Genomic DNA, 20,434 nt, shown 5'->3' on the forward strand with positions numbered 1-20,434 from the left:
ATGCATGGGAACGCAGCACGTAGGCCATAGGGAGCTTGTCAATTTTGCCGACGATCGGGTCAATCTGCCACGCGATAAAGCCAATGAGCTACGCGCGCAGGCGCGTGGACTGAGAGAGCGTCTGGAGACCTACCTAGGGCAGCACCCGGATTTCACCCTTCGAAAGATGATCCTTTCGGGAAGTCTGGCAAAAGGCACCGCATTGCGGTCGCTCAACGACATTGACGTGGCCTGTTACATCAGTGGGGCAGACGCCCCCAAGGACATTGGGAGGCTGCTGGAGTACTTGGCAGAGCGGCTTCGAAAGGCTTATCCAAATTTCAAGCCCGAACAAGTCAAGCCCCAGACTTACTCCGTAACAGTCTCGTTCCAAGGTTCTGGGCTGGATGTGGACGTGGTGCCGATCCTCTATGACGGCGATCCTGACTGGTATGGCAACCTAGTCAGTCAGGATGATGGCTCGTTCTTGAGAACCAGCATTCCCCGGCACCTAGAGTTTGCCAAGCGGCGTAAACAATTGCAGCCTTCGGATTTTGTGCAGGTGGTGCGCTTGGTCAAGTTCTGGGCAAGGCGCATGAAGACGGAAGTTCCCGGCTTTCGTTTCAAGTCCTTCATGATCGAGATGATCCTGGCAAAGCTGTGCGATGAGGGGCGTGATTTCTCCAACTACCCCGAAGCGCTCCAGCACTTCTTCACCTACGTGGCGCAGAGCGGCCTTCGCGAACAAATCGCATTCCAGGATTACTACCCTACCGCCATTATCGCCGCCTTCTCCGAGCCTATGCAGATCATTGATCCGGTGAACGAGAAGAACAACGTGGCCAAATTGTACGGTCACGCGCAGGTCGATGCCATTGTCGAGGCGGCATTGGATGCCGGCGACGCGATTGATGCGGCACTGGCTGCACCGACCAAGCAGGAGACCGTGCGCTACTGGCAAAAGGTCTTCGGCTCTTCCTTCCAAGCGTGAGGGCCCTATGACTGGCAGCTACACACAATCAAGCACCAGCACCTTTACGATCACTCATGCCCGCCACATGGCAGCGAAATTGGCCGCCGACCTCAAGCGTATGCAGCGCTTCTATGGGGCGCCCAGCGATGACAGAATCGCCGCTTATGAGACCGAAGTGGTTGAATTGTTGAAGGCCGGCTATCTGGACACAGTCACCTACGGTTTCAAGCGGGGTGATAACTGGATCGAGCCCACACTGCGCTACACCGCAAAAGATCTTGCAGGCATGTCCGGAATCGATGACGATCCCGGCAAGCTCCGCCCAGGCGCAGATGTATCCGGGGCGAGCTTCTACAACTACCTGACGTATTCCTCTGCCTGGTTCACGCTGTCGGCTCCTCAGCGGGAGTCATTTGAAAAGTCGCTTCCATTTCAGCGTACCGGGGCAGCCGAGCCTGGTATCAGCGGAAGCCTGGTGTCTGACCGCAGCTACTCTGCGGGTGGCAAGGCACTCGACCGCCTCAGTGTCAGGAGCTACTAATGCACTCAAAGCCAACCCTTGACGAGTTGTTTGATCAACGTCGCATCTATCCGGACATCGACGCCCGCACCCGATTGGATCGGCTGATTGGCGTGGACGATCAGAAGGCTCGCTTGTCGAAGATTCTCGGCCTGCTAGTCCACCCAGCTGGCCTGGAATTGTGGGCCAAGCGCCATCACCCAGGTGCCGCAACGCTGCTTGATTCCGTACTGCGCCGACCTCCTTTGGTCATTCTTTCCGGTGACGTCGGCTCTGGCAAAACCGAATTGGCAGAGACTATCGGTGATGCCGTGGCGCGACAGGAGAAGATTGATATCACCTTGTTCCCGCTCAGCCTGGCCACCCGAGGCAAGGGACAGGTTGGCGAGATGACCCAGCTACTCACCACAGCGTTCGACTACGCGCTGGCAGAAGCGACCAAATTGCAAGGTCGCGGAAAAAGCACCGGAGGGGTCATCTTGCTGGTGGATGAGGCCGATGCGCTGACCCAGTCTCGGGAATCGGCGCAGATGCACCATGAGGATCGAGCAGGGGTCAATGCCTTCATCAGGGGTATCGATCGTCTGGCGCAGACGAAGGTGCCCGCCGCCGTGATCATGTGCACCAATCGCCTCAACGCGCTGGATCCGGCCGTACGCCGTCGCGCCGCTGACATTTTGACCTTCAACCGTCCTGATTCAGCTCAGCGACGCTACGTCCTGGAACACCAGTTGCGACCGCTGGGTCTATCCTCCGTGCAGATCGAAGGGCTGGTAGAGGCCACTGGAGCGAAGGATGGACAAGAGGTCGGCTTCACCTACTCTGACATCACACAGCGGTTGATCCCCTCGATCGTACTAGATGCTTATCCAGACCGATCGATTGAGAGCAAACGCGCGCTTGAGATTGCTCGCCCAATGCAGCCAACGCCGGCGTTTCAGGATCATGGCTGAGATGCCTTCCCAGCACGCGCCGGGGCGCCGCTGACACTGTTTCGTGTGGCACAGCTGGCTGCCCCACCCCAGTCGCTGCTATTTCACATTGTTGACCAGGCAAGCGCCTGCTGCTGAGTGTATGGAGGTCCCAAGATGTCCCAATGGTCACTTTCACAGCTGCTTTCTTCATTGCATGAGGATGTTCAGCTGCGCCTTGCCACTGTCCGGAAGACGTTCAATCACCCAGGGTCCAAGGGGGATGCCAGTGAGAACGTGTGGATCAGCTTGCTGGATACCTACCTACCAAAGCGCTATCAAGCTGCGAAGGCACACGTGGTGGATAGTCAAGGAAATTTCAGCCAGCAGATTGATGTGGTGATTTTCGATCGGCAGTATTCACCGTTTATTTTCACCTACGAGGGTGAAATCATTGTTCCTGCCGAGAGCGTCTATGCGGTGTTCGAAGCCAAGCAGACAGCGAATGCAGAGCTGGTGGCGTACGCCCAGCAGAAGGTGGCAAGCGTTCGACAGTTGCAGCGCACTAGCCTGCCAATCCCGCACGCGGGTGGGGTCTATCCGCCAAAGGCCTTGATGCCAATTCTTGGCGGGCTGCTGACCTTTGAAAGTGACTGGAGTCCAGCGCTTGGGCCCTCCCTGGAAAGGGCACTGACCGCCAATCCCGGCGACGGGCGCTTGGACCTTGGCTGCGTTGCTGCGCATGGTCACTTCTTCTTTGACCATTCCAAGGATCGCTATCTCTTTGTGAATGAGAACAAGCCCGCGACGGCGTTCCTCTTCAAACTCATCGCCCAACTTCAGTTCAGTGGGACCGTACCGATGATTGATGTTGAGGCTTACGGCCAGTGGCTGACGAAGTGATGGCTTGGTCATGGCAGCTGTTGGGCGCGACATGAGGCATGCCTGCCCGGGTACTCCGCGCTGTTTAGCGAGGAAGCTTGCCTGAGGGAGACGCCTCTAGGCTTCACGCGCTTCGTGCCCAGCTCGAGGTGCACCGAGTGAGGTCGCTGCCTTCCGGCCCGGAGCACGGATGTTTCAACTTGGGGCGTCGCGCGATTAGCTTGTGCACAATCAGCGTCAGCGGGCCAGCGCGAGGCTGGCTGAATCTCTAGCGATGCCGCGACTATCCCTTCCTCCGAGTCCGAGTCCGAGCCCCACCTCGACCACGTGGCGGGGCCGACCTAAAGGAAGAGGTTCGCAACCTCCAATGGCCACCTCGACTGCTGCGAGAGCGGCTCGGCCACAATCATCGATAGCCTGCCGGACAAGAGCATTCCAGTCCCCACAGCATTGATTACGCTCGTTTGAACTACGCCGCCGGGCACAGCCGCTCCATTGGCTTTGCCTCAAATTAGAAGCCGTGCATTGGCGCCGCACCAAATTCATGCACTAGCGTTGTGCAATGTCCAACTACACAGCATTGGCGCGCGCGCGATTGTGGTGCAACACCGCATCGATCCATTGATTAATCAATGAGATACAGAATCATAGTTTTGCGCGTGCAACAGCCCTGCTGTGGCATGGAGCCTGATTGTGCGTGATCGCAACCTAACCGGCCCTTGGGCCGGTTTTTCGTTTAAGGGTGGCCGACTGGTCACACCCGAAGGCCGCGAGTTGGAACCGCAGGACCTTGCTTGGCTGTCCCTGCTGGCCGCACAGGCGCAGGAATGGCGCCGAATGATGGAGATTGCCCGAGGTGGTCAGAAACGGCCATTCGGGCGTGCAGGCATCGTTGACCTGGCTGAGGTTGCCCACCGCCGCGCGAAGCGGTCTTCCACGGTGATGGCTGGTCCTGACGCCGATCCTGTTGCAGGTGTCCTGCCGGTACCGGGGCCGAGGTCTCGCCAGCGCGTGTGAGGCGTTTCCGTAGGGGCGCTGCCCCTACACCCCGGCTACAATGCGCGCAGGACGCCTTGGGGGACGTATGGAACGCGAACGACCGGATTACCTGCCGCCAATCCAGCGCAGTCGCTGGAACTTCCCATGGCTGATCACCGGATTTCTCACGCTGTTGAGCCTTGGCACGATTGGCGTCCTGATGCTTGGTCGCACCAACAGTGCATGGAACCAGCGATTTCTGGGTCCAGGTCAGCCAGCAGAGTCCCAACGCTCGGAACTCCCGGCGCGGGCCGAAGCTGAAACGCGGCCGAGCGCCACCGAAATTGCAAACGTCAGGACACGCCGCGCGCAAGCCGAGGCCGCATTCCGTAGTCAAAATGATGGCTTGCGCTGCATCAACGGGATGATGTTCCGCCGAATCGACGGTGGCTGGGAGAACCTGCCCGGCTCCCGTTGCGGTGACCAGCCATCGAACAATGTGCAGTGCTTTGCAGGCAAACCCTATCGGCAGATGGCGGCAGACGGCGGCTGGGTCCTTTCGCCGCGCGACCGCTGCCCGTGATGCATCACGATAATCAGAAGCTTGGCGGGTAGGGTTTGGATTCCGGGAACGTGCCCATGGGGCGCTCTCCTACGCGCACGATAGCGCCCCCACTACTCGCCGCCATGACCGCGCCCGCGCCGCCGCCGCTTCCACTCGCTACGCTCGCAGAATCAGCGGCAGCACGGTCACTGTCCAGGCGGTACAACGTTGGCTCTTCCTCGCGCCGGGGTGCTTCCCTCGGCCACGCCGTGGCGACCGTCTCAAACGAACCCGCCGTGAGGCGCACCCCGTATACGGCAACCCTGAGCCGGTAGCCCATTGCAATCAGTGCATCGAAGGTCAACTGATCGACCGTGTTCCCTGAGCCGTCGACCCACTCGACCATTCCCACCGAGCGCTCCCCGAACTGGGCGGTAAAGGCCAACCGAATCCGGTTCGCCTGCGTCATGGCGGCCACATAGCGCTGCTCGACGGTCATCCCGGCCAGTGGATCGGCGGCGGGCACTGCAACGGCCGCGGCCGGCACAGCGCCGGTACTGATGGGCTTGTGGGCACCCTGCCCCTGCGTTGCCTTGGTGCCTGCCGGGGCCTCTACAGCAGCTTCCGGCTCATCGTCTCCCATCATCCTGATGAAGTAGCCGCCGAACGCCCAGATTCCCACCACAAGGCCCACGGCAGCAATGGCGATCTTGGGGGCAAGTTGCTTCCAGATGTTGGTGCCACCTTCCTCATACACCTCTGCATTCTCAGCGCCGACCGCATAGCCGTGGTACAGCGGATAGATGGCCGGATCGTACTTAAGCGTCTTGCCGCCAACGACCTCGAATTTGCCCGGGCTGGTGGTGTGGTAATACGTGACCCGGTAGCGCGATTTCAGGCCCACAGCCGTGAGCTTCTGGAAAACGTTCTTGCGCTCGATACGCGCCCTCACCGCCTGATGCACGCGGTTAATCCACTGCGTCATGATCAGCACGTCGCCGCCGTTCTGGCCGATCAGGGCGAAGAAGTTCTCCACTTCCTCCGGCAGCTGGTTGCGCTGTGCGACGTAGAACTCGTGCACCTCATCGATCACGACGAGCGCATCCTTGAACTCATCGGGGATGCACCACTGGCCGGTTTCTGGATGCCTGGAGCATACGAAGGTCGTTGCAACGTCCTTGGTCTCAACCAGCGTCAGCAGCTTGTGGACCTCATCCACGGGCATGTTCAAGTATTCGGCGATGCGCTCATGGTGCAGGCCGTTGAGGCGCGCAAACACCCGACGCCCCTTCTTGAGCGTGGGCAGGATGTGGTTCTTGACCGCGTCGTAGCTCTTGCCTGCGCGCGGCACGCCCTCGTTGAAAACTAGCATGTCACCACTTCCCCAAGGTCAGAATTTTCCGGGTGATGAAGAACACGATCCCGAGCGACACCACGGTCATGCACTCAGGAATCTTGAAGATGTTGACGAACCACGCGATGGTCGGCCCCGCATTTGCGAACAGGGTGCCGAGCTTGTACTCGGTCATGAACTCCGGCACCGGCAGCTTTTCCAGCGCATGTGCGGCCAAGTCCAGGACCTGTTCGATCGCGTACAGCACAAGATCACGGAAGAACTCAACGATGGCGGTCCACAGGCGTTCCACCTGCCTGCGGATGTACTCGGTCAGATCGTTGAGCCACCCAGCTTGCAGCGTCACGAATGCGATTAGGTTGATCATGTGAGCGCGATCTTGATTGCGTGGAAGGCGGCGAACGCGAGCAGCAGCCAGCCCAGCAGTTGAAGGATGGCGACGATTTCAGGCTTGCACAGGAAGTCGAACGTCATGGCGTCCCAATACGGCGTGGCTGGGAACGTGAAGATCGGGCAAGAGGCGCTGACACTGATTTCAAAGAAGCTCTTGGTGGCATCAATGATCGGGGCCTTGCTCACCCGCTCGGCAAATTCGTCGTACAGCTTCTCCACGGTCTTGCCTTCCGGCTTGTACAACGCGTCCCCATCGCCGCCCGGCTGGCCGGGGCCATCGCCATCGCCATCGCCATCTCCGGGACCTGGGCCGGGCCCAGGGCCGGTACCACCGCCATCCCCGTCTCCGTCCCCGTCTCCATCTCCATCACCGCCGCCCTCACCGCCTCCCTCGCCTCCGTCACCGCCGCCCGGATTGGTGCCGCCGCCATCGCCATCACCGCCCCCGTTGTCGCCTCCACCATCGCCGCCACCCGGATCCGTGCCACCACCATCGCCGCCCCCTTCCTCGCCACCATCACCAGCCGGTGTGGGTGCTGGGGCGTCGGACTCGGTGCACGTTCCGCCAGTCGGCATGAACGAGACACCAGCAGTACCCTGTGGATCAAGCGCACTGGTGTACATGCATCCTTTATGGCATGCGTTGACGCTTGCTGCGGTTTCCCCGCCCTGCCAACCGAATTCCTCTGCACGGGCAGTGCATAGCGATACAAAGTTGTAGTACTGGCCCTCTGCCACGTTGCTGGGACCGCAAACGTTGCCCGGGTTCGTCCATCCTGCCAAGAACACAGAACCGGACTGCCTTACGACACAGGCCTGTCTATTCGGTGCCTGAGTCTTGAAAGTGGCGTACGCGGTTGCGGAGGCGAAAGCCATGCCCTCATCGCACTTGTCGCCCAGCCGCGTGCAGAACGACATGTCCTGCGCTGACGCAGTGTCCAAGCCGAGTGCGAGCAAGTTCGCAGCCGCCAGAAGCATGCCAATACCTGTGAACTTGAATCCGAGCCACTGAGCCGTCACCGATCGATCCCCATGCAGACGGCGATTCCGCACAGGGCGCTGATGAACCCGGCAAACAGGCAGAGGATCATTTGCCCCCTCGCATCAAGAACAGCCGTGCCACCTTCGGGCCTGCCCAGAGGCCGAACTTCAACTGCGCAATGACGGCGCAGCCGCCCAGCACCGCAAGAACCACCATGCCGACCTGGAGGCCTCCGATGATCATCCGATAGTCCATATCGCTCCCCTGAAATAGAAAGGGGAGGCATGGCCTCCCCTACCCCATCACTACTCGGCTTACGACTTACCGAACAGACCCGCCACCTTGCGGCCGCCCCACAGGGAGAAGCCGACGACGGCGATAAGAGCCAGACCACCACCGATGGCGGTGAGCGCGGCAGCGACCGACAGGCCGGTCAGAATCGATTCGAAATCCATGTAAATCCCCTTTCATTGATTGAGTTGATGGCGGCCTACGATTTGTCGAACACAGCTGCAACACGGCCACCGATGTGCGCAGCCAAATACAAGGTCATGATCAGAATGAACGGCCCCGACGCCCATCCTGCGAGTACCTCTTTGTCCGGCACCTTGAACGCCTCGGCGAACATGGCGACGGAGGAAGCCTCCGCGCTGCTCATCAGCACATACCCCGTGCACTGATCGACGGGCTGACCGGTTGGGATCAGCGTTCCGTTTTCCCCTAAAGCAACGCAGAGGCTCATGACTTAGGCCTGCCCGGCTACGCGCGGCGCAGCCTTCGGCAGCGGGCGCAGTGCGGTGAACTTACTCAGCGACAGCACGCCCTTGTTGACCTGCGCCATGGTGGCAACGTCCAGTTCGTATTCGCCCTCGGCGAACGGCTGCTGGCCCTTGTCCAGGCGCACATCGAACGGATAGGCGAAGCCGGCCGTTTCCAGCTTGGCTTTCTGCTTGCGGGTGGTGTACTCCACGCTCTCGCCTGCATCGTTCTTGAAGCTGCCACCGCGCTCATCAACGCTGGACGACAGGACGGTGACCTTGATGACGTTCTGGATCATTTCGTTACCCCTTTGAGGTTGGCTGTACGGCCGCGATTTCGGGCCAGTGCGCTGCTGTGTCGCCTGTGACCCACTTCGGCAGCGATGGCGAAGTGCAGGATTCGATTACCGACCGCAGGGACTGATCGTCCGGGCAGTTCTTGGCGATGAAGTTGAGGGCCGCGCCGTACTGGCGGCGGATGTGACGGCGAACGCTCTTCCACGTGGCCTCGACGGCCGCTTTCGTGATTTCGATACGCGTGGCGACGCACCGCAGAAAGGACAAAACCGGGTAGGCACCTAGCAGGTAGGACGCCGGATCACGCAGAATGTCGAGCGGCAGTTCCTTGCGGTTGGAGTTGCGGAACTGCGCCTCATAGCGCACCCACGGCGAACTCTTGTCGCCCTGCTCCCTACCCTTCTCGTAGACGCGCAGCTGCTTTTCCGACTTCTTGCCACCGACATAGAACGTCTTGCCGTCACCGCTGTCGTAGTCGTCCACCAGCTGGGCTTTGGGGCGCTGACCGCGATTGTTGAACTCGCCTTCCTCGTACCACTTCTGCGCGAGGCGCAATGGGTATTCGCCCACCAGGTCATCGGCACAGACGTCAACACGGGTGATCCTTCCGGCGCAGCTTTCGAGCTTCGCTCGAAGCTCCAGCCACCGCTGCGCATGGCCGCAGCGCGCTGCGCCTATCGCCTTGCATCCATCACCAGTTAGCTCGATGCGGGCGGTATACGTCCCATCTGCGCGACGGCACTCTTCGCCACCAAGCTCGATCATGCCGACGAACTTCTTGGCCGCGTCGATGATCTTGATGCGCCACGTGTAGAAGCGCCCGCCGCCCGCCGCCTCATCCAGTTCAAGGCCAAGCCCGGCGAAGAACCAGCAGAACACCTGCAGGGCCGCGATGCGTGCGTTCTCCGGGGAGAACTCGATCCACTGGCGGACCTCTTCGAAGCTGTCGCCATCACGGAACGCAAGTTCGTCCAGCGCTGCGCACAGATCGATGGAAGCGGAGAACCAGTCAATGCCGACCGTCAGGGTTCCATCGGCGTTCCTGAATTCACTGACTCCCCTGTTAGACGAGGGGAGTCCCGACTCGGCCAGCACCGCGCGCTCACCGGCCATTGGGGCCACCTTTACAGCGCAGGGCGAACACCAGCGACCAATAAAAGCCGGTTAGCAGCACGCCGCCCAGCACGGCGACCACAAACGGATCGCGGAGGAACTCGCGGAACTGATCAACGGCCATTGGCAGCGCTCCGGATACGGGAAATGCGACGGCGACGCAGCTGCACCCTCACGTAGTGCCGCAGGAGATGCCAGAACACATCCCAATCGATCAGCGACAACACGAAAAAGACGGTAATCAGCAGGCACATGCCGCCGAAAACCAGCATCAGCTGATCCCAATCCGCCCTGTTGATGACGAAACACTCAGCGGCCATTGGAGCGCTCCTTGCCGAGCTTCCACAGGCGACGAAGCCCCAGCCATGCCTGCTCGATCACGATGGAGAGCAATGCCGCTCCCAGCCAAACGGCGATGAGCGCGGCGCACGCCGCAAGACCCATATCGAACTCCGCCAGTTCGGCGAATGAGGGAAACCTGCTCATGCGGCGCGCCCCTGCTCTTCGGCGTAGCGAGCAGCGGCCAGCAGGTCGCCGCGCTTGGTGGCGGCAATTTCGGCCTGATAGAGCGTTTCGCGATTCGGGGTCCAGCCGGTTGCGGCCAGTTCGGCGCGTGCCTGGGCTACGAAGGCCGCTTCGTGTGCGCTGCGACGGGCGGACTCCCCACGCCGGTCGAGGCACCACGAAACCAGTTTGGCGCTGCCAATCGAAACGGCCACGATGGCCGCCAGCAGCACGAAGGTAATGAGCGGATCGATCATCCCTGTCCCCTACCCCAAGCCCCCAAGGGGACCCGCCCACGGCCTTGGGGTGCCGGTGGCGGGTGTGGTCCATCTGGACCACGCGGAGCATGTAATCTAAAAGGACCACAAGTTGTCAACCAAGAGGACACCATGACCGCCGTAGGTGAACTGCTAGATGCCGCCCGCGAACGCACGGGAATCCCGTCTGACAACGCTTTGGCGGCCCGACTGGGAATTCAGAGGCAGCTGCTGTCGAAGGCCCGCGCGGGCGAAAAACCGATCTCTGATGAGCGAATTGCGCAGATTTGCGCTCTTGCGAAGCTCGATGGCCCGACTTGGATCGCCATGATCCATGCCGAGCGCGCCACGACGGCGACCGAACGTGCCCTGTGGCGGCTGATGCTGGACCGAATGGGCGCGGCGGCTGCGGTCGTCGCGCTGGTAGCGCTGTCGATGCCGGGCCTCGCAAACGCAAAAACCGCCCAAAATCAGGCGGTTAGCGGCGGTCTACTGACCCATTCTGTATATTATGTTCAAAGCCTCTCCGAGGACGCTCGCGTACCGCTCGCCTCAATCACCGGCCTTGCTATGCCAAGCCAAGAAGCCAGCCTCCCCAGCGTGCCCCTCGCGGCCTGGCTGCTACGGCTTCCTCCATCGTCCGATCAGAGTCTTGTGCATGACCCAGGCGATCCAGCCGCAGACCAAGCCACCCCCCGCGACAATGATCTCTTCCTCTTCAAAGGCGGGTCCATTCAGTCCTTGATAGGCAACGAAAGCCAACGCTCTCAATGACAGCAAGGCAAACAAAGCTGTAGGCGCCCAAAGCAGGACCTTCATCGTTCTCCCGCCTCCAATTGCATCGGCCGGTCACTTGCCATGACAGGAACGTGATTTCCGTCCGGCGTGACGCGTCACGTTAATGGCCTATGGCAGTCCGCTGCCGCAGGCCCTCCATCTCAACCTGGCGCCCCTTTCTGCACTAGCTCGAAAGCAGCCCCTTCGCCAGAAGCGTGATCCGGGTCGCCGCATTGAGGTCGTACGCACCCAGATCCTTCGGTTCCACCCAGGCATGGGCATCAAACTCTTCGTTGATCGTAACGTCACGGTTCAGTGCTTCGCAGTCGAAGATCAGGTAGATCATGTGAATCTGCTCGCTGGAACCGTCCGGATAGAGCTTGGTGCGGATGTCGTCGCGGAAGGTCCATGGTTGAACGGCACCGATCTGCAGCGCGTGCCCCAGCTCTTCACGGATCTCCCGGCGCAGGCCTTCCTCGATGCGTTCGTCGGGCTCCAGCCCACCGCCGGACAGTGCCCATTGGCCCGGAAATGCACCACGATCCAACGGCATGCGGCACAGCAGATAGGCGCCCTGGTTCTGGATCAGCGGGCATACGATGACGCGTTGTCTCACAGGGTCTTCCTTGGATGTTGGGCAGATGCCGGAAGGATTGTATGAAACCCGGCGGCATTCCGATGGGTTGCAATTGATTTAGTGTGGCAGGCCACAACGAATCTGAGCGGCGCGCCGGCTTCACATGCTGCCGCCGGTCACTTCGCAATAGTGCGGGGGTCCTCGTTGTTCGAGTGGTTCATGTCCCCTCCTCCTGCGCCCGTACATCACCTGCCCCGGCGACGGCGCATTGCCATCTACATCCTGCTGGGCTTGTATGTTGCCTACCTCCTGGCCGGCAACATCTTCCTCAACACGCCACTGTTCGACCAGGTCACCAACCGCAAGCCGCACAAGTTCGTGATGACCACGGGCCCGGCCATCACCCTGCTGCCCGGCCACGTGATCGCCTGGAACGTGCACATGCGCGGCCACGTCAACCACACCGTCTACGTGCTGCATGCCGACCGGGCAAGCGCCAGGCTGGCAGTCCTGCCGCTGTTCCAGCGCGAAGTACGGGTTCCGCGCCTGCAGGCCACGGGCGTATCGGCCGAGATCAGCCGCGTTGACGAGGCCATTCCGCCGCCCCCGCGCAGTGACGAGGGCTGGACGCTGCGTTTCGATGCCATCCACAGCGACAGCATCCGCAGCGCCCGTTTCGGCAAGCTGCTGATCATCGGCAAGGGCCAGGGCACGGTCGGCTTCATCAAGCAGCTGCGCGGTGGCCCCTCGGAACTGCTCGATTCAACCGTCACGTTCAAGGGTGCGGACACCAGCTTCGATGGCGTGCAGCTGCTGGATGACATGAACCTTGCCGCGCGCTTCAGCTACCCGCGCCATTACCGGGACCAGGCGCCTGGGCTCGCCAAGCTGAAAATCCTGCATGCCCAGCTGGACGTTGATGCACGCAGCCAGGGCTTGCGCATGGATACGGATGCAACCACCCCGAAGATCTCCAGCGCCCCGGTGCCCGGCCGCCTGCAGCTCTCGGCACACCTGATCGACGGCCAACTGCAACCCGGCGACCACGCTCTCTGGCAGGTGCCGCTCTATCTTGGCGACGGCGCTCCCGATCGCGGCGTGCTGGCCCTTCAGCTCAATGTGGCCAACGACCTGCGCCTGCAGGCCCGCCTGCCGCCAAAGCCCGGGTCGGGCAGCGAAGTGGACGCGGACCTGCACATCACGGGCCGTGATATTCCCTTCCAGGATCCGGCGCAGTTGCTGGAGCGCAGTTCCGGCACGGTGCGCGGCGCATGGACGTTCACCTCGCTCAACTGGATCCCTGCCCTGTTCGTCCGCAGACCGTGGCTGCAACTGGACGGCGGCGGCACGCTGAAGGCAGACCTCCGGCTGCGCAACGGCGAGCTGAGCGAAGGCAGCACGGTGGACATTCCCTCTGCCGAAGCAGTTGCCGAGGTCGCCGGCGTCCGGCTTGCCGGTACCGCCAGCGCGCACGGGGAACTGAAGTCAGGCGCTCCAAATCAGGCCCTGCTTGCCGTCCGCCTGCCCCGCTTCACCGCGCGCCCCACCAATGCCAGGGACGTTCGGCTGTTCGACGGCCGCGATCTGGCATTGGACCTGACCGGCGACGGCCGGTTGCAGGAGCTGCGCAAGGGCGTGCGCGCGCACCTGAGCTTCAGCGAAGCCACGATTCCAGATCTGTCGGCCTACAACCGTTATCTCGGTTCAAAGCAGGTGCGCCTGCTGCGCGGCACCGGCTCACTCAGCGGTGATGCCACCCTCGATACCGATGGCCGCGTTGGCCATGGCACGGCCCGCCTGCGGGGGCGCAACACCAGCGCCAAGGTCGCCGGCCTGGACATGGGCGGCGATGTGGACGTGAACGCAACGCTGCGCCGGGGCGACTTCAACCAGCGTCACTTTGATCTGTCCGGCACCACGGTCGAGCTACGTAACGTGCAGGTGGCCGGCACTGAACGCTCGACTGCGTGGAAAGGGCGTGCGGCCTTCAAGCGCGGCCGCATCGATGCGCAATCGCCCTTCCAGGTGGACGCCACCACCGACCTGACGCTCAGTGATGCGCGCCCCTTGCTGGCGTTGTTCGCCGAGCGCACGGACTACCCGCGCTGGACCTTGTCGCTGCTGGATTCCGGCCAGGTGGATGCACAGGCCAGGCTGCGCTGGCGCCCCGGCCATCTGGTGATCGATGGCCTGCAGGCCGAGAATGATCGGCTGTCGGTGCGCGCGCGGCTGGATCTGCTGGAACAGCGCAAGCGCGGCGACCTTTATCTGCGCTGGGGGCTGTTGGGAGCGGGCATCGAACTGGATGGCGACCAGCGCCAGTGGCACCTGGCCAAGGCGCGCGAGTGGTTTGACGAGCGCCCATCCCTGCTGCCGGCAAGTACGGACGGATCTTCAGACTGAAAGCCGCGGCACCTGCATCCAAACATCGCTTTCAAGCGTATGCAGGGGCATACGGAGCAAGGAGCGGTATCGGAATGAAGCACGGCACACAGATTTCCGGGTTTCTGGGCTGGTTGGCGATCACCTTCGCTGCGGCCGCGTTGGGCGCGTGGGCATCTTCATCGGCGGCCTCCTTCTATGCCTCGCTTGCCCTGCCCGCGTGGGCGCCGCCGGCCGGTGTCTTTGGCCCGGTGTGGACGCTGCTCTATACCCTGATGGCGGTGGCGGCCTGGTGGGTCTGGCGCGAGCGCGGCTGGCGCGGCGCGCAAACGGCGCTGCGACTCTATCTGCTGCAGTTGGCCGTCAACGCACTGTGGAGCTGGCTGTTCTTCGGCTGGAAGCTTGGCGCTCTTGCGTTCGCGGACATTCTTCTGCTGATCGCGCTGGTGTGCGCCACGATTGTCAGGTTTGCACGCGTCAGCCGCATTGCGGCAGTAATGCTGCTGCCCTACCTGGCCTGGATCGTGTTTGCCTGCGCGCTGAACTACGCGGTGTGGCGCGCCAATCCCGCACTGCTGTGAGCGCAACACATCTGAATCAGGCCTGGGCAATGGCCTGCGGGCGCCACGCCCGCAACAGGGAGGGCTTGAAGGCCTGCTGGCCACAGCCGGTGGGGCAGCGCACCACTCTGGCTGCAGAATGGCTCACCAACCCTTGGCCTTCCTCTGCCTTGAACACCGTTTCGCAGGAAAGGCAGCGGGCCACCAGTGAGTACAGATGCAGAAGACGACCGCTGGCAGGATCCTGCAGGGCATCCACATCCAGCAGTTCAAACTGGCAGCTGTCAGGCAGCATGCGATACGGAAGAGATGGCAGCGTCTGCAGGTTCACGGGCGTGGCAACGGTTGAAGGTGGGATCACCGTAGGGCAATCGTTGTCGAGTTGGCGTGCAGCCAACATGCACCGGCTGCGAAACTTTTGCACGGACGCCTTCCACATCGTTTGTCGCTGCGTAGATGAAGAATTCAGGTTTGAATGAAATGCCTTTCACATGCATCAGGTGGTAGGCGAATGCGTAGTTTTGCTTCACCATCCCTGCTAGCCGGATGTATCGCCGGGCTTTTCCAGCCATCCATGAATCATGAGTCCCGCCCTTGATACCATCTGCCGAGTCCACGCACGACCTTGCCCTGTCCCGCTGTGCGCGCGAACCGATCCACACACCCGGCGCGATCCAGCCCTACGGTGTGCTGCTGGTGCTGGAGCCGCAGTCACTGCGGGTGCGCGAGCGCGCCATCAGTCAGCCGAGCGTCCTTCAGCAGTTCGGCGAGCCGTTGCTTCAGCACGTCAGTGAGGTACTCGGTGGCGTGCTGGCGCCCTTCCAGGCGCTGCTCCAGCAGGCCACCATCGGCAGCAGTGCGCATGTGGGCGCCGTGCACCTGGATGGTCACGGTCGGCACCAGCTGCTCGTGCATCGCTCCGCCACCGACCTCCTTGTCGAGCTGGAAGCACCGGTCCCGGGCCAACCGGGCTCGCTGGAAGAACTGTATCCGGCCATCCGCGAGCTGATGACCGCTATCGAATCGGCCTCGACGGTGGAAGACCTGTGCCAACTGGCCGCCGCGCACATGCGCCGGCTCACCGGCTTCGATCGCACCCTCGTCTATCAGTTCGACGCCGGCTGGAACGGCGTCGTGGTGGCCGAGGACGGCAATGGCCTATTGCCCTCGTACCTGGACCTGCGCTTCCCTGAATCGGATATTCCTGCGCAGGCCCGTGAGCTGTACCGCCGCAACCGCGTGCGGCTGATCGCAGACAACAACTACACCCCTGCCCCGCTGATGCGCGCCGAGGCCCATCGGGATGCACCGCCGACCGATCTTAGCCTGGCGGTGCTGCGCAGCGTGTCCCCCGTCCACCTTCAATACATGCGCAACATGGGCACCGGGGCGTCGATGTCGGTCTCGCTGGTCCATGAGGGCCAGTTGTGGGGGCTGGTGTCGTGCCATACGGTGCAGCCGCGCCGCCTGCCCTACCACGTGCGCACGGCCTGCGAGTTCATGGGCCAGATCCTGTCGCTGCAGATTGCCCTGAAGGAGCGTGCGCGCGCGATCGAAGAACGCGTGGCTCGCCGTTCCGTGCTGGTCAAGCTGCTCGCGCGCATGGCCGGCGACGAGGACTTCATTGCCGCGCTGCGCATGGATGAGGCCAGCCTGCTATCGCTGACCGGCGCCACTGGCGCGGCCATCGTGCACAAGGGCGACTGCATGCGCATGGGCCAATGCCCTTCTGCCAGCGACGTGCTGGCCCTGGCGAATTGGCTGGCCACGCAGCAGGCCGGCCAGGAAACCTACTGCACCGATCACCTGGCAGCCGACTGGTCACCTGCCGTGCACCTGGCCGACGTAGCCAGCGGCGTGCTGGCGGTGTCCATTTCGCAGTTGCATGACAGTTACCTGATGTGGTTCCGGCCGGAAGTGGTGCGCACCGTGCGCTGGGGTGGCGATCCCCGCAAGGAAGCAGCACCGGGCGTGGCGCTGTCTCCGCGCAACTCGTTCGAGGCCTGGAAGGAGACCGTGCAGCAGCGCAGCCTGCCGTGGAGCGATGCTGACTGCGACGCGGCACACGAGATGCGCACGGCCATCGTCGATATCGTGTTGCGCAAGGCCGAGGAAATGGCCGAACTGAACGAGCAGCTGCTCCGCAGCAACAAGGAACTGGAAGCCTTCTCCTACTCGGTCAGCCACGACCTGCGCGCTCCGTTCCGTCACATTGTCGGCTATTCCGAACTGCTGGGCAGCTCGGCGGGCGAGCGCCTGAACGATACCGAGCGCCGCTTCCTGGACACGATCGTGGAATCGGCCAAGTCCGCCGGAACACTGGTGGATGACCTGCTCAGCTTCTCGCAGATGGGGCGCTCCACCCTGGGGCGTGTGCGGATGGACATGACCGCGCTGGCCGAGGATGTGCGCCGGAGCCTGGCCCTGGACTACGCCGGCCGCGACGTGCAGTGGACGCTCGCACCGCTGCCGGAGGTCGAAGCCGATCCGACGATGCTGCGCCTGGTCTGGCAGAACCTGCTGGCCAACGCGATCAAGTTCACCCGCGAGCGCGACCAGGCGGTGATCGAGGTTGGCCACGAGCGCAGTGACGACGAAGATCACTTCTTCGTGCGCGACAACGGCTGCGGCTTCGACATGCGCTATGTGGACAAACTGTTCGGCGTGTTCCAGCGCCTGCATCACGTCGAGGAATTCGAAGGCACCGGCATCGGCCTGGCCAACGTGCGTCGCATCATCAGCCGCCATGGCGGCCGTACCTGGGCCGAGGGCGAGCCCGGCATGGGCGCCACCATTCACTTCACCCTACCCCGTTCCACAGGAGATCACCCATGAGGGACCTGCGGCCGATCCTCCTGGTTGAGGACAGCCCCAAGGATGCAGAGCTGACGCTGGCCGCATTGTCGCGCTGCCAGTTGCTGAACGATGTCATCCATGTACGCGACGGCGCCGAAGCGCTGGACTACCTGCGCTGCGAAGGCAAGTTTGCCGGCGCCATGCACGGCGGCCCGGTGGTGGTGCTGCTGGACCTGAAGCTGCCCAAGGTCAACGGGCTGGAAGTGCTGGAACAGGTTCGCGGGGATCCGCAGCTGAGCAGCACCCCGATCGTCATGCTGACCTCTTCCCGCGAAGAGCAGGACCTCGTGCGCAGTTACGAACTGGGTGTGAATGCATTCGTGGTGAAGCCGGTCGACTTCAAGGAATTCTTCGACGCGATCCAGGGCCTGGGCATGTTCTGGGGCATCACCAACCAGCCACCGCCGCATCGCCCCAACGGCTCGGGGCAGCACAATGCGTGATGGATCGCGCCGCAGCGAGCGCCTGCGCATCCTCATGCTGGAGGACAGCGCACTTGATGCGGAGCTGATCAGCGCCCAGCTGCAGCGTGCCGGCCTCGATTTCGAGGCCGAGCGCCTGTGGACCCGCAACGCGTTCATCGAGGCCATCGACAACCGTGCGTTCGACGTGATTCTCGCCGATCATGTGTTGCCGGGTTTCGATGGCGACGCCGCCCTTGCGCTGGCGCGTGAGCGCGTTCCGCAGACGCCCTTCATCTTTGTTTCCGGCACGCTGACCGAGGAGCTGGCGGTCCAGGCACTCACGCGCGGTGCCCGCGACTATGTGGTGAAGCAACGCCTGCAACGCTTGCCCGATGCGATCCGCCGCGCCCGCCAGGAGGCGCACGAGCGCGCCCAGCTGGCCAATGCGCAGGCCGCACTGAACGACAGCCAGGCCCAGTTGCAGCAGGTGACCGACGCCGTTCCTGCGTTGATCGCCCAGCTGGACAAGGACCATCGCTACCGGTTTGCCAACAAGGCGTTTCTGGACTGGCATGGCTTCAGCCTTGCAGAACTGCTGGGCCGCACGGCACGGGAAGTCAGTGGGATTTCTGCGTTTGAACACGCATTACCTGCCCTGGAGCGCGTGCTTCAGGGCGAGCGCACCAGCTTCCAGGTGGAAATGACCCATCGCAGTGGGCAGTCACGATTCGTGCAGATGGACTGCGTGCCGCAGCGTGGCGGCGACGGCGCGGTGGTCGGCTATATCTGCCTGGGCAGCGATGTTTCCGGGCTGAAGCAGGCCGAGCTGGCGCTGCGCGAGGACAACCAGGCCCTGGAGCGCCAGGTCCAGGCGCGCACGGCCGAGTTGAGGGCCAGCAAGCGCCGCCTGCAGGCCATTTTCGAATCCAGCTTCCAGCACCAGGTGCTGCTCGATCTTTCCGGCGGCGTGGTCGATGCCAACGTCGCCTCGCTGGCCGCCGTGCTGGCCGACAAGAAGGATGTAGTGGGCCAACGTTATGCGCGGTCTCCGTGGTTCGCCATGACTGAGGAGGTCGCCGCGACCGTTGATAGGGCCGTCGCCGATGCCGTGCACGGCCGAAGCTCGTTGCATGCGCTGGATATCGAGCTGCCTACCGGACGGCGCAGCTTCGACTTCTCGTTCCGTCCACTGGTGGATGCCGAAGGTGTAGTCACGGCCGTGGTCTCCGAAGCGGTGGAAACCACCGCCCGGCTGCAGGCCGAGCACGCGCTGCGCCAGTCGCAGAAGATCGAGGCCGTGGGCCAGCTGACCGGTGGCATCGCCCACGACTTCAACAACATCCTGACGGTCATCTCCGGCAACGTCGAGCACGCCATGCTGCTCAGCGAGCGCGCCGGTGAGCCGGCCGCGCTGGTCGGCCGCGCCCTGGACAATGCCCTGAAAGGCGTGGGTCGTGCCGCCAGCCTCACCCAGCGGTTGCTGGCATTTGCCCGCCGCCAACCGTTGCACAGCCAGGCGGCCAACCTCAACGACCGGCTGCTGGACATGCACGACATGCTGCAGCGTGCGCTGGGCGAGCTGGTACAGCTGGAGATCCGCAGCGCCCAGGACATCTGGTGCGTGGAGATCGACGTCAGCCAGCTGGAGGCCTCGGTGCTCAACCTGGCGGTCAATGCCCGTGATGCAATGCCCCACGGTGGCCGGCTGGTGATCGAGGTCGACAACAGCCATCTGGACCTCGACTACGCCGCGCTGTTCCCCGACGCCGAACCCGGCGAGTACGTGATGCTGCGGGTACGCGACAATGGGCACGGCATGGATGCGCCCACGCTGGCACGCGTGTTCGAGCCGTTCTTCACCACCAAGCAGGTCGGCCGCGGCACCGGGCTCGGCCTGTCAATGGTGCACGGCTTCGTCAAGCAATCCGGCGGCCACGTCCTGATCGATTCGGTGGAGGGTGCCGGCACCAGCATCACCATGATGTTCCCGCGTTCGGCGCTGGCCCTGCCCTGCGAAGCGCGTGCGCAGCAGTCTGGCCTGGCCGGTTACGCGCCGCGCGAGGAAACCATCCTGGTGGCCGAGGACAACGACGATGTGCGCGCGCACACGGTTGATTCACTGCGCTTGCTGGGCTACCGCGTACTGGAAGCGCACGACGGACCGTCGGCGCTGCGCCTGCTGGAGCGACCGGACACCAAGGTCGACCTGCTGTTCTCCGACGTGGTGATGCCCGGCATGTCGGGCTGGGAACTGGTCCGCGAGGTTCGCGAGCGCTGGCCCGACGTGGCCATCCTGTTCACGTCAGGCTATCCGCGCGACCACGATGCGGTGGGCAGCCAAGGGCGGGCTGCTGCTCTCTTGCCGAAGCCATTTACCCGAAGTGACCTGGCACAGGCGGTGCGAACCGTGCTGGACGCCGCAGCGCACTAAGC

At 62.8% G+C, this 20,434-nt stretch carries 26 protein-coding genes; 12 read left to right on the forward strand and 14 right to left on the reverse strand.

Annotation, left to right across the window (positions count from 1 at the left end):
• Nucleotides 1–4 precede the first annotated feature (4 nt).
• The 6 genes from N5D20_RS18935 (at nucleotide 5) to N5D20_RS18960 (ending at nucleotide 4,826) form a co-directional block, all read left to right on the forward strand.
• The gene (locus tag N5D20_RS18935) at nucleotides 5–970 is read left to right on the forward strand and encodes a CBASS oligonucleotide cyclase (protein WP_026070609.1); all 966 of its coding nucleotides are present in this window, start codon (nucleotides 5–7) and stop codon (nucleotides 968–970) included.
• Nucleotides 971–977: 7 nt separating this feature from the next.
• Entirely contained in the window at nucleotides 978–1,493 is a 516-nt protein-coding gene (locus N5D20_RS18940; protein WP_026070608.1) for a hypothetical protein, read from the forward strand.
• A complete protein-coding gene (locus N5D20_RS18945; RefSeq protein WP_017355006.1) occupies nucleotides 1,493–2,425 on the forward strand; it encodes an AAA family ATPase in 933 nt (310 codons plus the stop codon). The genes N5D20_RS18940 and N5D20_RS18945 overlap by 1 nt, the downstream gene beginning before the upstream one ends.
• Nucleotides 2,426–2,560: 135 nt before the next feature.
• Nucleotides 2,561–3,286: a DUF6602 domain-containing protein gene (locus N5D20_RS18950; RefSeq protein WP_026070607.1), complete on the forward strand. Its 726-nt coding sequence runs from the start codon at nucleotides 2,561–2,563 to the stop codon at nucleotides 3,284–3,286.
• Between the two features lie 672 nt (nucleotides 3,287–3,958).
• Nucleotides 3,959–4,282: a DUF3653 domain-containing protein gene (locus N5D20_RS18955; RefSeq protein ID WP_197578656.1), complete on the forward strand. Its 324-nt coding sequence runs from the start codon at nucleotides 3,959–3,961 to the stop codon at nucleotides 4,280–4,282.
• A 67-nt stretch (nucleotides 4,283–4,349) separates the two neighbouring features.
• Nucleotides 4,350–4,826, forward strand: a complete 477-nt coding sequence (locus N5D20_RS18960) for a hypothetical protein (protein ID WP_197578655.1) — start codon at nucleotides 4,350–4,352, stop codon at nucleotides 4,824–4,826.
• A 13-nt stretch (nucleotides 4,827–4,839) separates the two neighbouring features.
• On the opposite strand, the gene N5D20_RS18965 is transcribed toward N5D20_RS18960, so the two are convergent.
• The 12 genes from N5D20_RS18965 to N5D20_RS19020 form a co-directional block, all read right to left on the reverse strand.
• Nucleotides 4,840–6,159, reverse strand: coding sequence for a zonular occludens toxin domain-containing protein (locus N5D20_RS18965; RefSeq protein WP_197578654.1), 1,320 nt, complete (start codon nucleotides 6,157–6,159; stop codon nucleotides 4,840–4,842).
• Nucleotide 6,160: 1 nt separating this feature from the next.
• Nucleotides 6,161–6,508 (reverse strand): phage coat protein, encoded by a 348-nt coding sequence (locus tag N5D20_RS18970; RefSeq protein WP_057501157.1) that lies wholly within the window; start codon nucleotides 6,506–6,508, stop codon nucleotides 6,161–6,163.
• Nucleotides 6,505–7,512: a hypothetical protein gene (locus tag N5D20_RS18975; RefSeq protein WP_197578653.1), complete on the reverse strand. Its 1,008-nt coding sequence runs from the start codon at nucleotides 7,510–7,512 to the stop codon at nucleotides 6,505–6,507. The genes N5D20_RS18970 and N5D20_RS18975 overlap by 4 nt, the downstream gene beginning before the upstream one ends.
• A 109-nt stretch (nucleotides 7,513–7,621) precedes the next feature.
• Entirely contained in the window at nucleotides 7,622–7,771 is a 150-nt protein-coding gene (locus N5D20_RS18980) for a hypothetical protein (RefSeq protein ID WP_279914594.1), read from the reverse strand.
• 59 nt (nucleotides 7,772–7,830) lie between these two features.
• On the reverse strand, nucleotides 7,831–7,971 hold the full coding sequence (locus N5D20_RS18985; RefSeq protein WP_049422023.1) for a hypothetical protein: 141 nt from the start codon (nucleotides 7,969–7,971) through the stop codon (nucleotides 7,831–7,833).
• Nucleotides 7,972–8,006: 35 nt separating this feature from the next.
• A complete protein-coding gene (locus N5D20_RS18990; protein WP_197578651.1) occupies nucleotides 8,007–8,258 on the reverse strand; it encodes a hypothetical protein in 252 nt (83 codons plus the stop codon).
• 3 nt (nucleotides 8,259–8,261) lie between these two features.
• Nucleotides 8,262–8,573, reverse strand: coding sequence for a single-stranded DNA-binding protein (locus N5D20_RS18995; protein ID WP_197578650.1), 312 nt, complete (start codon nucleotides 8,571–8,573; stop codon nucleotides 8,262–8,264).
• A gap of 4 nt (nucleotides 8,574–8,577) precedes the next feature.
• The gene (locus tag N5D20_RS19000; RefSeq protein WP_197578649.1) at nucleotides 8,578–9,684 is read right to left on the reverse strand and encodes a replication initiation factor domain-containing protein; all 1,107 of its coding nucleotides are present in this window, start codon (nucleotides 9,682–9,684) and stop codon (nucleotides 8,578–8,580) included.
• Nucleotides 9,674–9,808 (reverse strand): hypothetical protein, encoded by a 135-nt coding sequence (locus N5D20_RS19005; RefSeq protein WP_279914595.1) that lies wholly within the window; start codon nucleotides 9,806–9,808, stop codon nucleotides 9,674–9,676. Before N5D20_RS19005 ends, N5D20_RS19000 begins: the two co-directional genes overlap by 11 nt.
• Entirely contained in the window at nucleotides 9,798–10,004 is a 207-nt protein-coding gene (locus N5D20_RS19010; protein WP_197578648.1) for a hypothetical protein, read from the reverse strand. The genes N5D20_RS19005 and N5D20_RS19010 overlap by 11 nt, the downstream gene beginning before the upstream one ends.
• Nucleotides 9,994–10,170, reverse strand: a complete 177-nt coding sequence (locus N5D20_RS19015) for a hypothetical protein (RefSeq protein WP_197578647.1) — start codon at nucleotides 10,168–10,170, stop codon at nucleotides 9,994–9,996. The genes N5D20_RS19010 and N5D20_RS19015 overlap by 11 nt, the downstream gene beginning before the upstream one ends.
• Nucleotides 10,167–10,445 carry a hypothetical protein gene (locus N5D20_RS19020; RefSeq protein ID WP_197578646.1) on the reverse strand — a complete coding sequence of 93 codons (279 nt, stop codon included), beginning with the start codon at nucleotides 10,443–10,445 and terminating at the stop codon, nucleotides 10,167–10,169. Before N5D20_RS19020 ends, N5D20_RS19015 begins: the two co-directional genes overlap by 4 nt.
• Nucleotides 10,446–10,577: 132 nt before the next feature.
• Between N5D20_RS19020 and N5D20_RS19025 the strand changes: the two genes are divergently transcribed.
• A complete protein-coding gene (locus tag N5D20_RS19025) occupies nucleotides 10,578–11,219 on the forward strand; it encodes a DUF3693 domain-containing protein (RefSeq protein WP_197578645.1) in 642 nt (213 codons plus the stop codon).
• A gap of 187 nt (nucleotides 11,220–11,406) precedes the next feature.
• On the opposite strand, the gene nudI is transcribed toward N5D20_RS19025, so the two are convergent.
• Nucleotides 11,407–11,838, reverse strand: coding sequence for a nucleoside triphosphatase NudI (nudI, locus tag N5D20_RS19030; protein WP_057502819.1), 432 nt, complete (start codon nucleotides 11,836–11,838; stop codon nucleotides 11,407–11,409).
• Nucleotides 11,839–12,018: 180 nt separating this feature from the next.
• On the opposite strand from nudI, the gene N5D20_RS19035 reads away from it, so the two are divergent.
• Together N5D20_RS19035 and N5D20_RS19040 are read left to right on the forward strand one after the other, a co-directional pair.
• Complete coding sequence (locus N5D20_RS19035; RefSeq protein ID WP_197578644.1) at nucleotides 12,019–14,202, forward strand: hypothetical protein; 2,184 nt, start codon at nucleotides 12,019–12,021, stop codon at nucleotides 14,200–14,202.
• A 74-nt stretch (nucleotides 14,203–14,276) separates the two neighbouring features.
• Nucleotides 14,277–14,762 (forward strand): TspO/MBR family protein, encoded by a 486-nt coding sequence (locus tag N5D20_RS19040; protein WP_197578643.1) that lies wholly within the window; start codon nucleotides 14,277–14,279, stop codon nucleotides 14,760–14,762.
• A 16-nt stretch (nucleotides 14,763–14,778) separates the two neighbouring features.
• Here the strand turns inward: N5D20_RS19040 and N5D20_RS19045 are convergent, their stop codons facing one another.
• The gene (locus tag N5D20_RS19045) at nucleotides 14,779–15,072 is read right to left on the reverse strand and encodes a hypothetical protein (RefSeq protein ID WP_049436419.1); all 294 of its coding nucleotides are present in this window, start codon (nucleotides 15,070–15,072) and stop codon (nucleotides 14,779–14,781) included.
• 266 nt (nucleotides 15,073–15,338) lie between these two features.
• On the opposite strand from N5D20_RS19045, the gene N5D20_RS19050 reads away from it, so the two are divergent.
• From N5D20_RS19050 to N5D20_RS19060, 3 genes are read left to right on the forward strand one after another with little or no spacing between them, the layout of a single operon-like run.
• Complete coding sequence (locus N5D20_RS19050; RefSeq protein WP_197578657.1) at nucleotides 15,339–17,576, forward strand: ATP-binding protein; 2,238 nt, start codon at nucleotides 15,339–15,341, stop codon at nucleotides 17,574–17,576.
• Nucleotides 17,573–18,040: a response regulator gene (locus N5D20_RS19055; RefSeq protein ID WP_049436417.1), complete on the forward strand. Its 468-nt coding sequence runs from the start codon at nucleotides 17,573–17,575 to the stop codon at nucleotides 18,038–18,040. The genes N5D20_RS19050 and N5D20_RS19055 overlap by 4 nt, the downstream gene beginning before the upstream one ends.
• Entirely contained in the window at nucleotides 18,033–20,432 is a 2,400-nt protein-coding gene (locus N5D20_RS19060) for a response regulator (RefSeq protein ID WP_197578642.1), read from the forward strand. Before N5D20_RS19055 ends, N5D20_RS19060 begins: the two co-directional genes overlap by 8 nt.
• Nucleotides 20,433–20,434 lie beyond the last annotated feature (2 nt).

The organism is Stenotrophomonas sp. GD03877, assembly GCF_029840555.1.
Lineage (GTDB): Bacteria > Pseudomonadota > Gammaproteobacteria > Xanthomonadales > Xanthomonadaceae > Stenotrophomonas > Stenotrophomonas geniculata.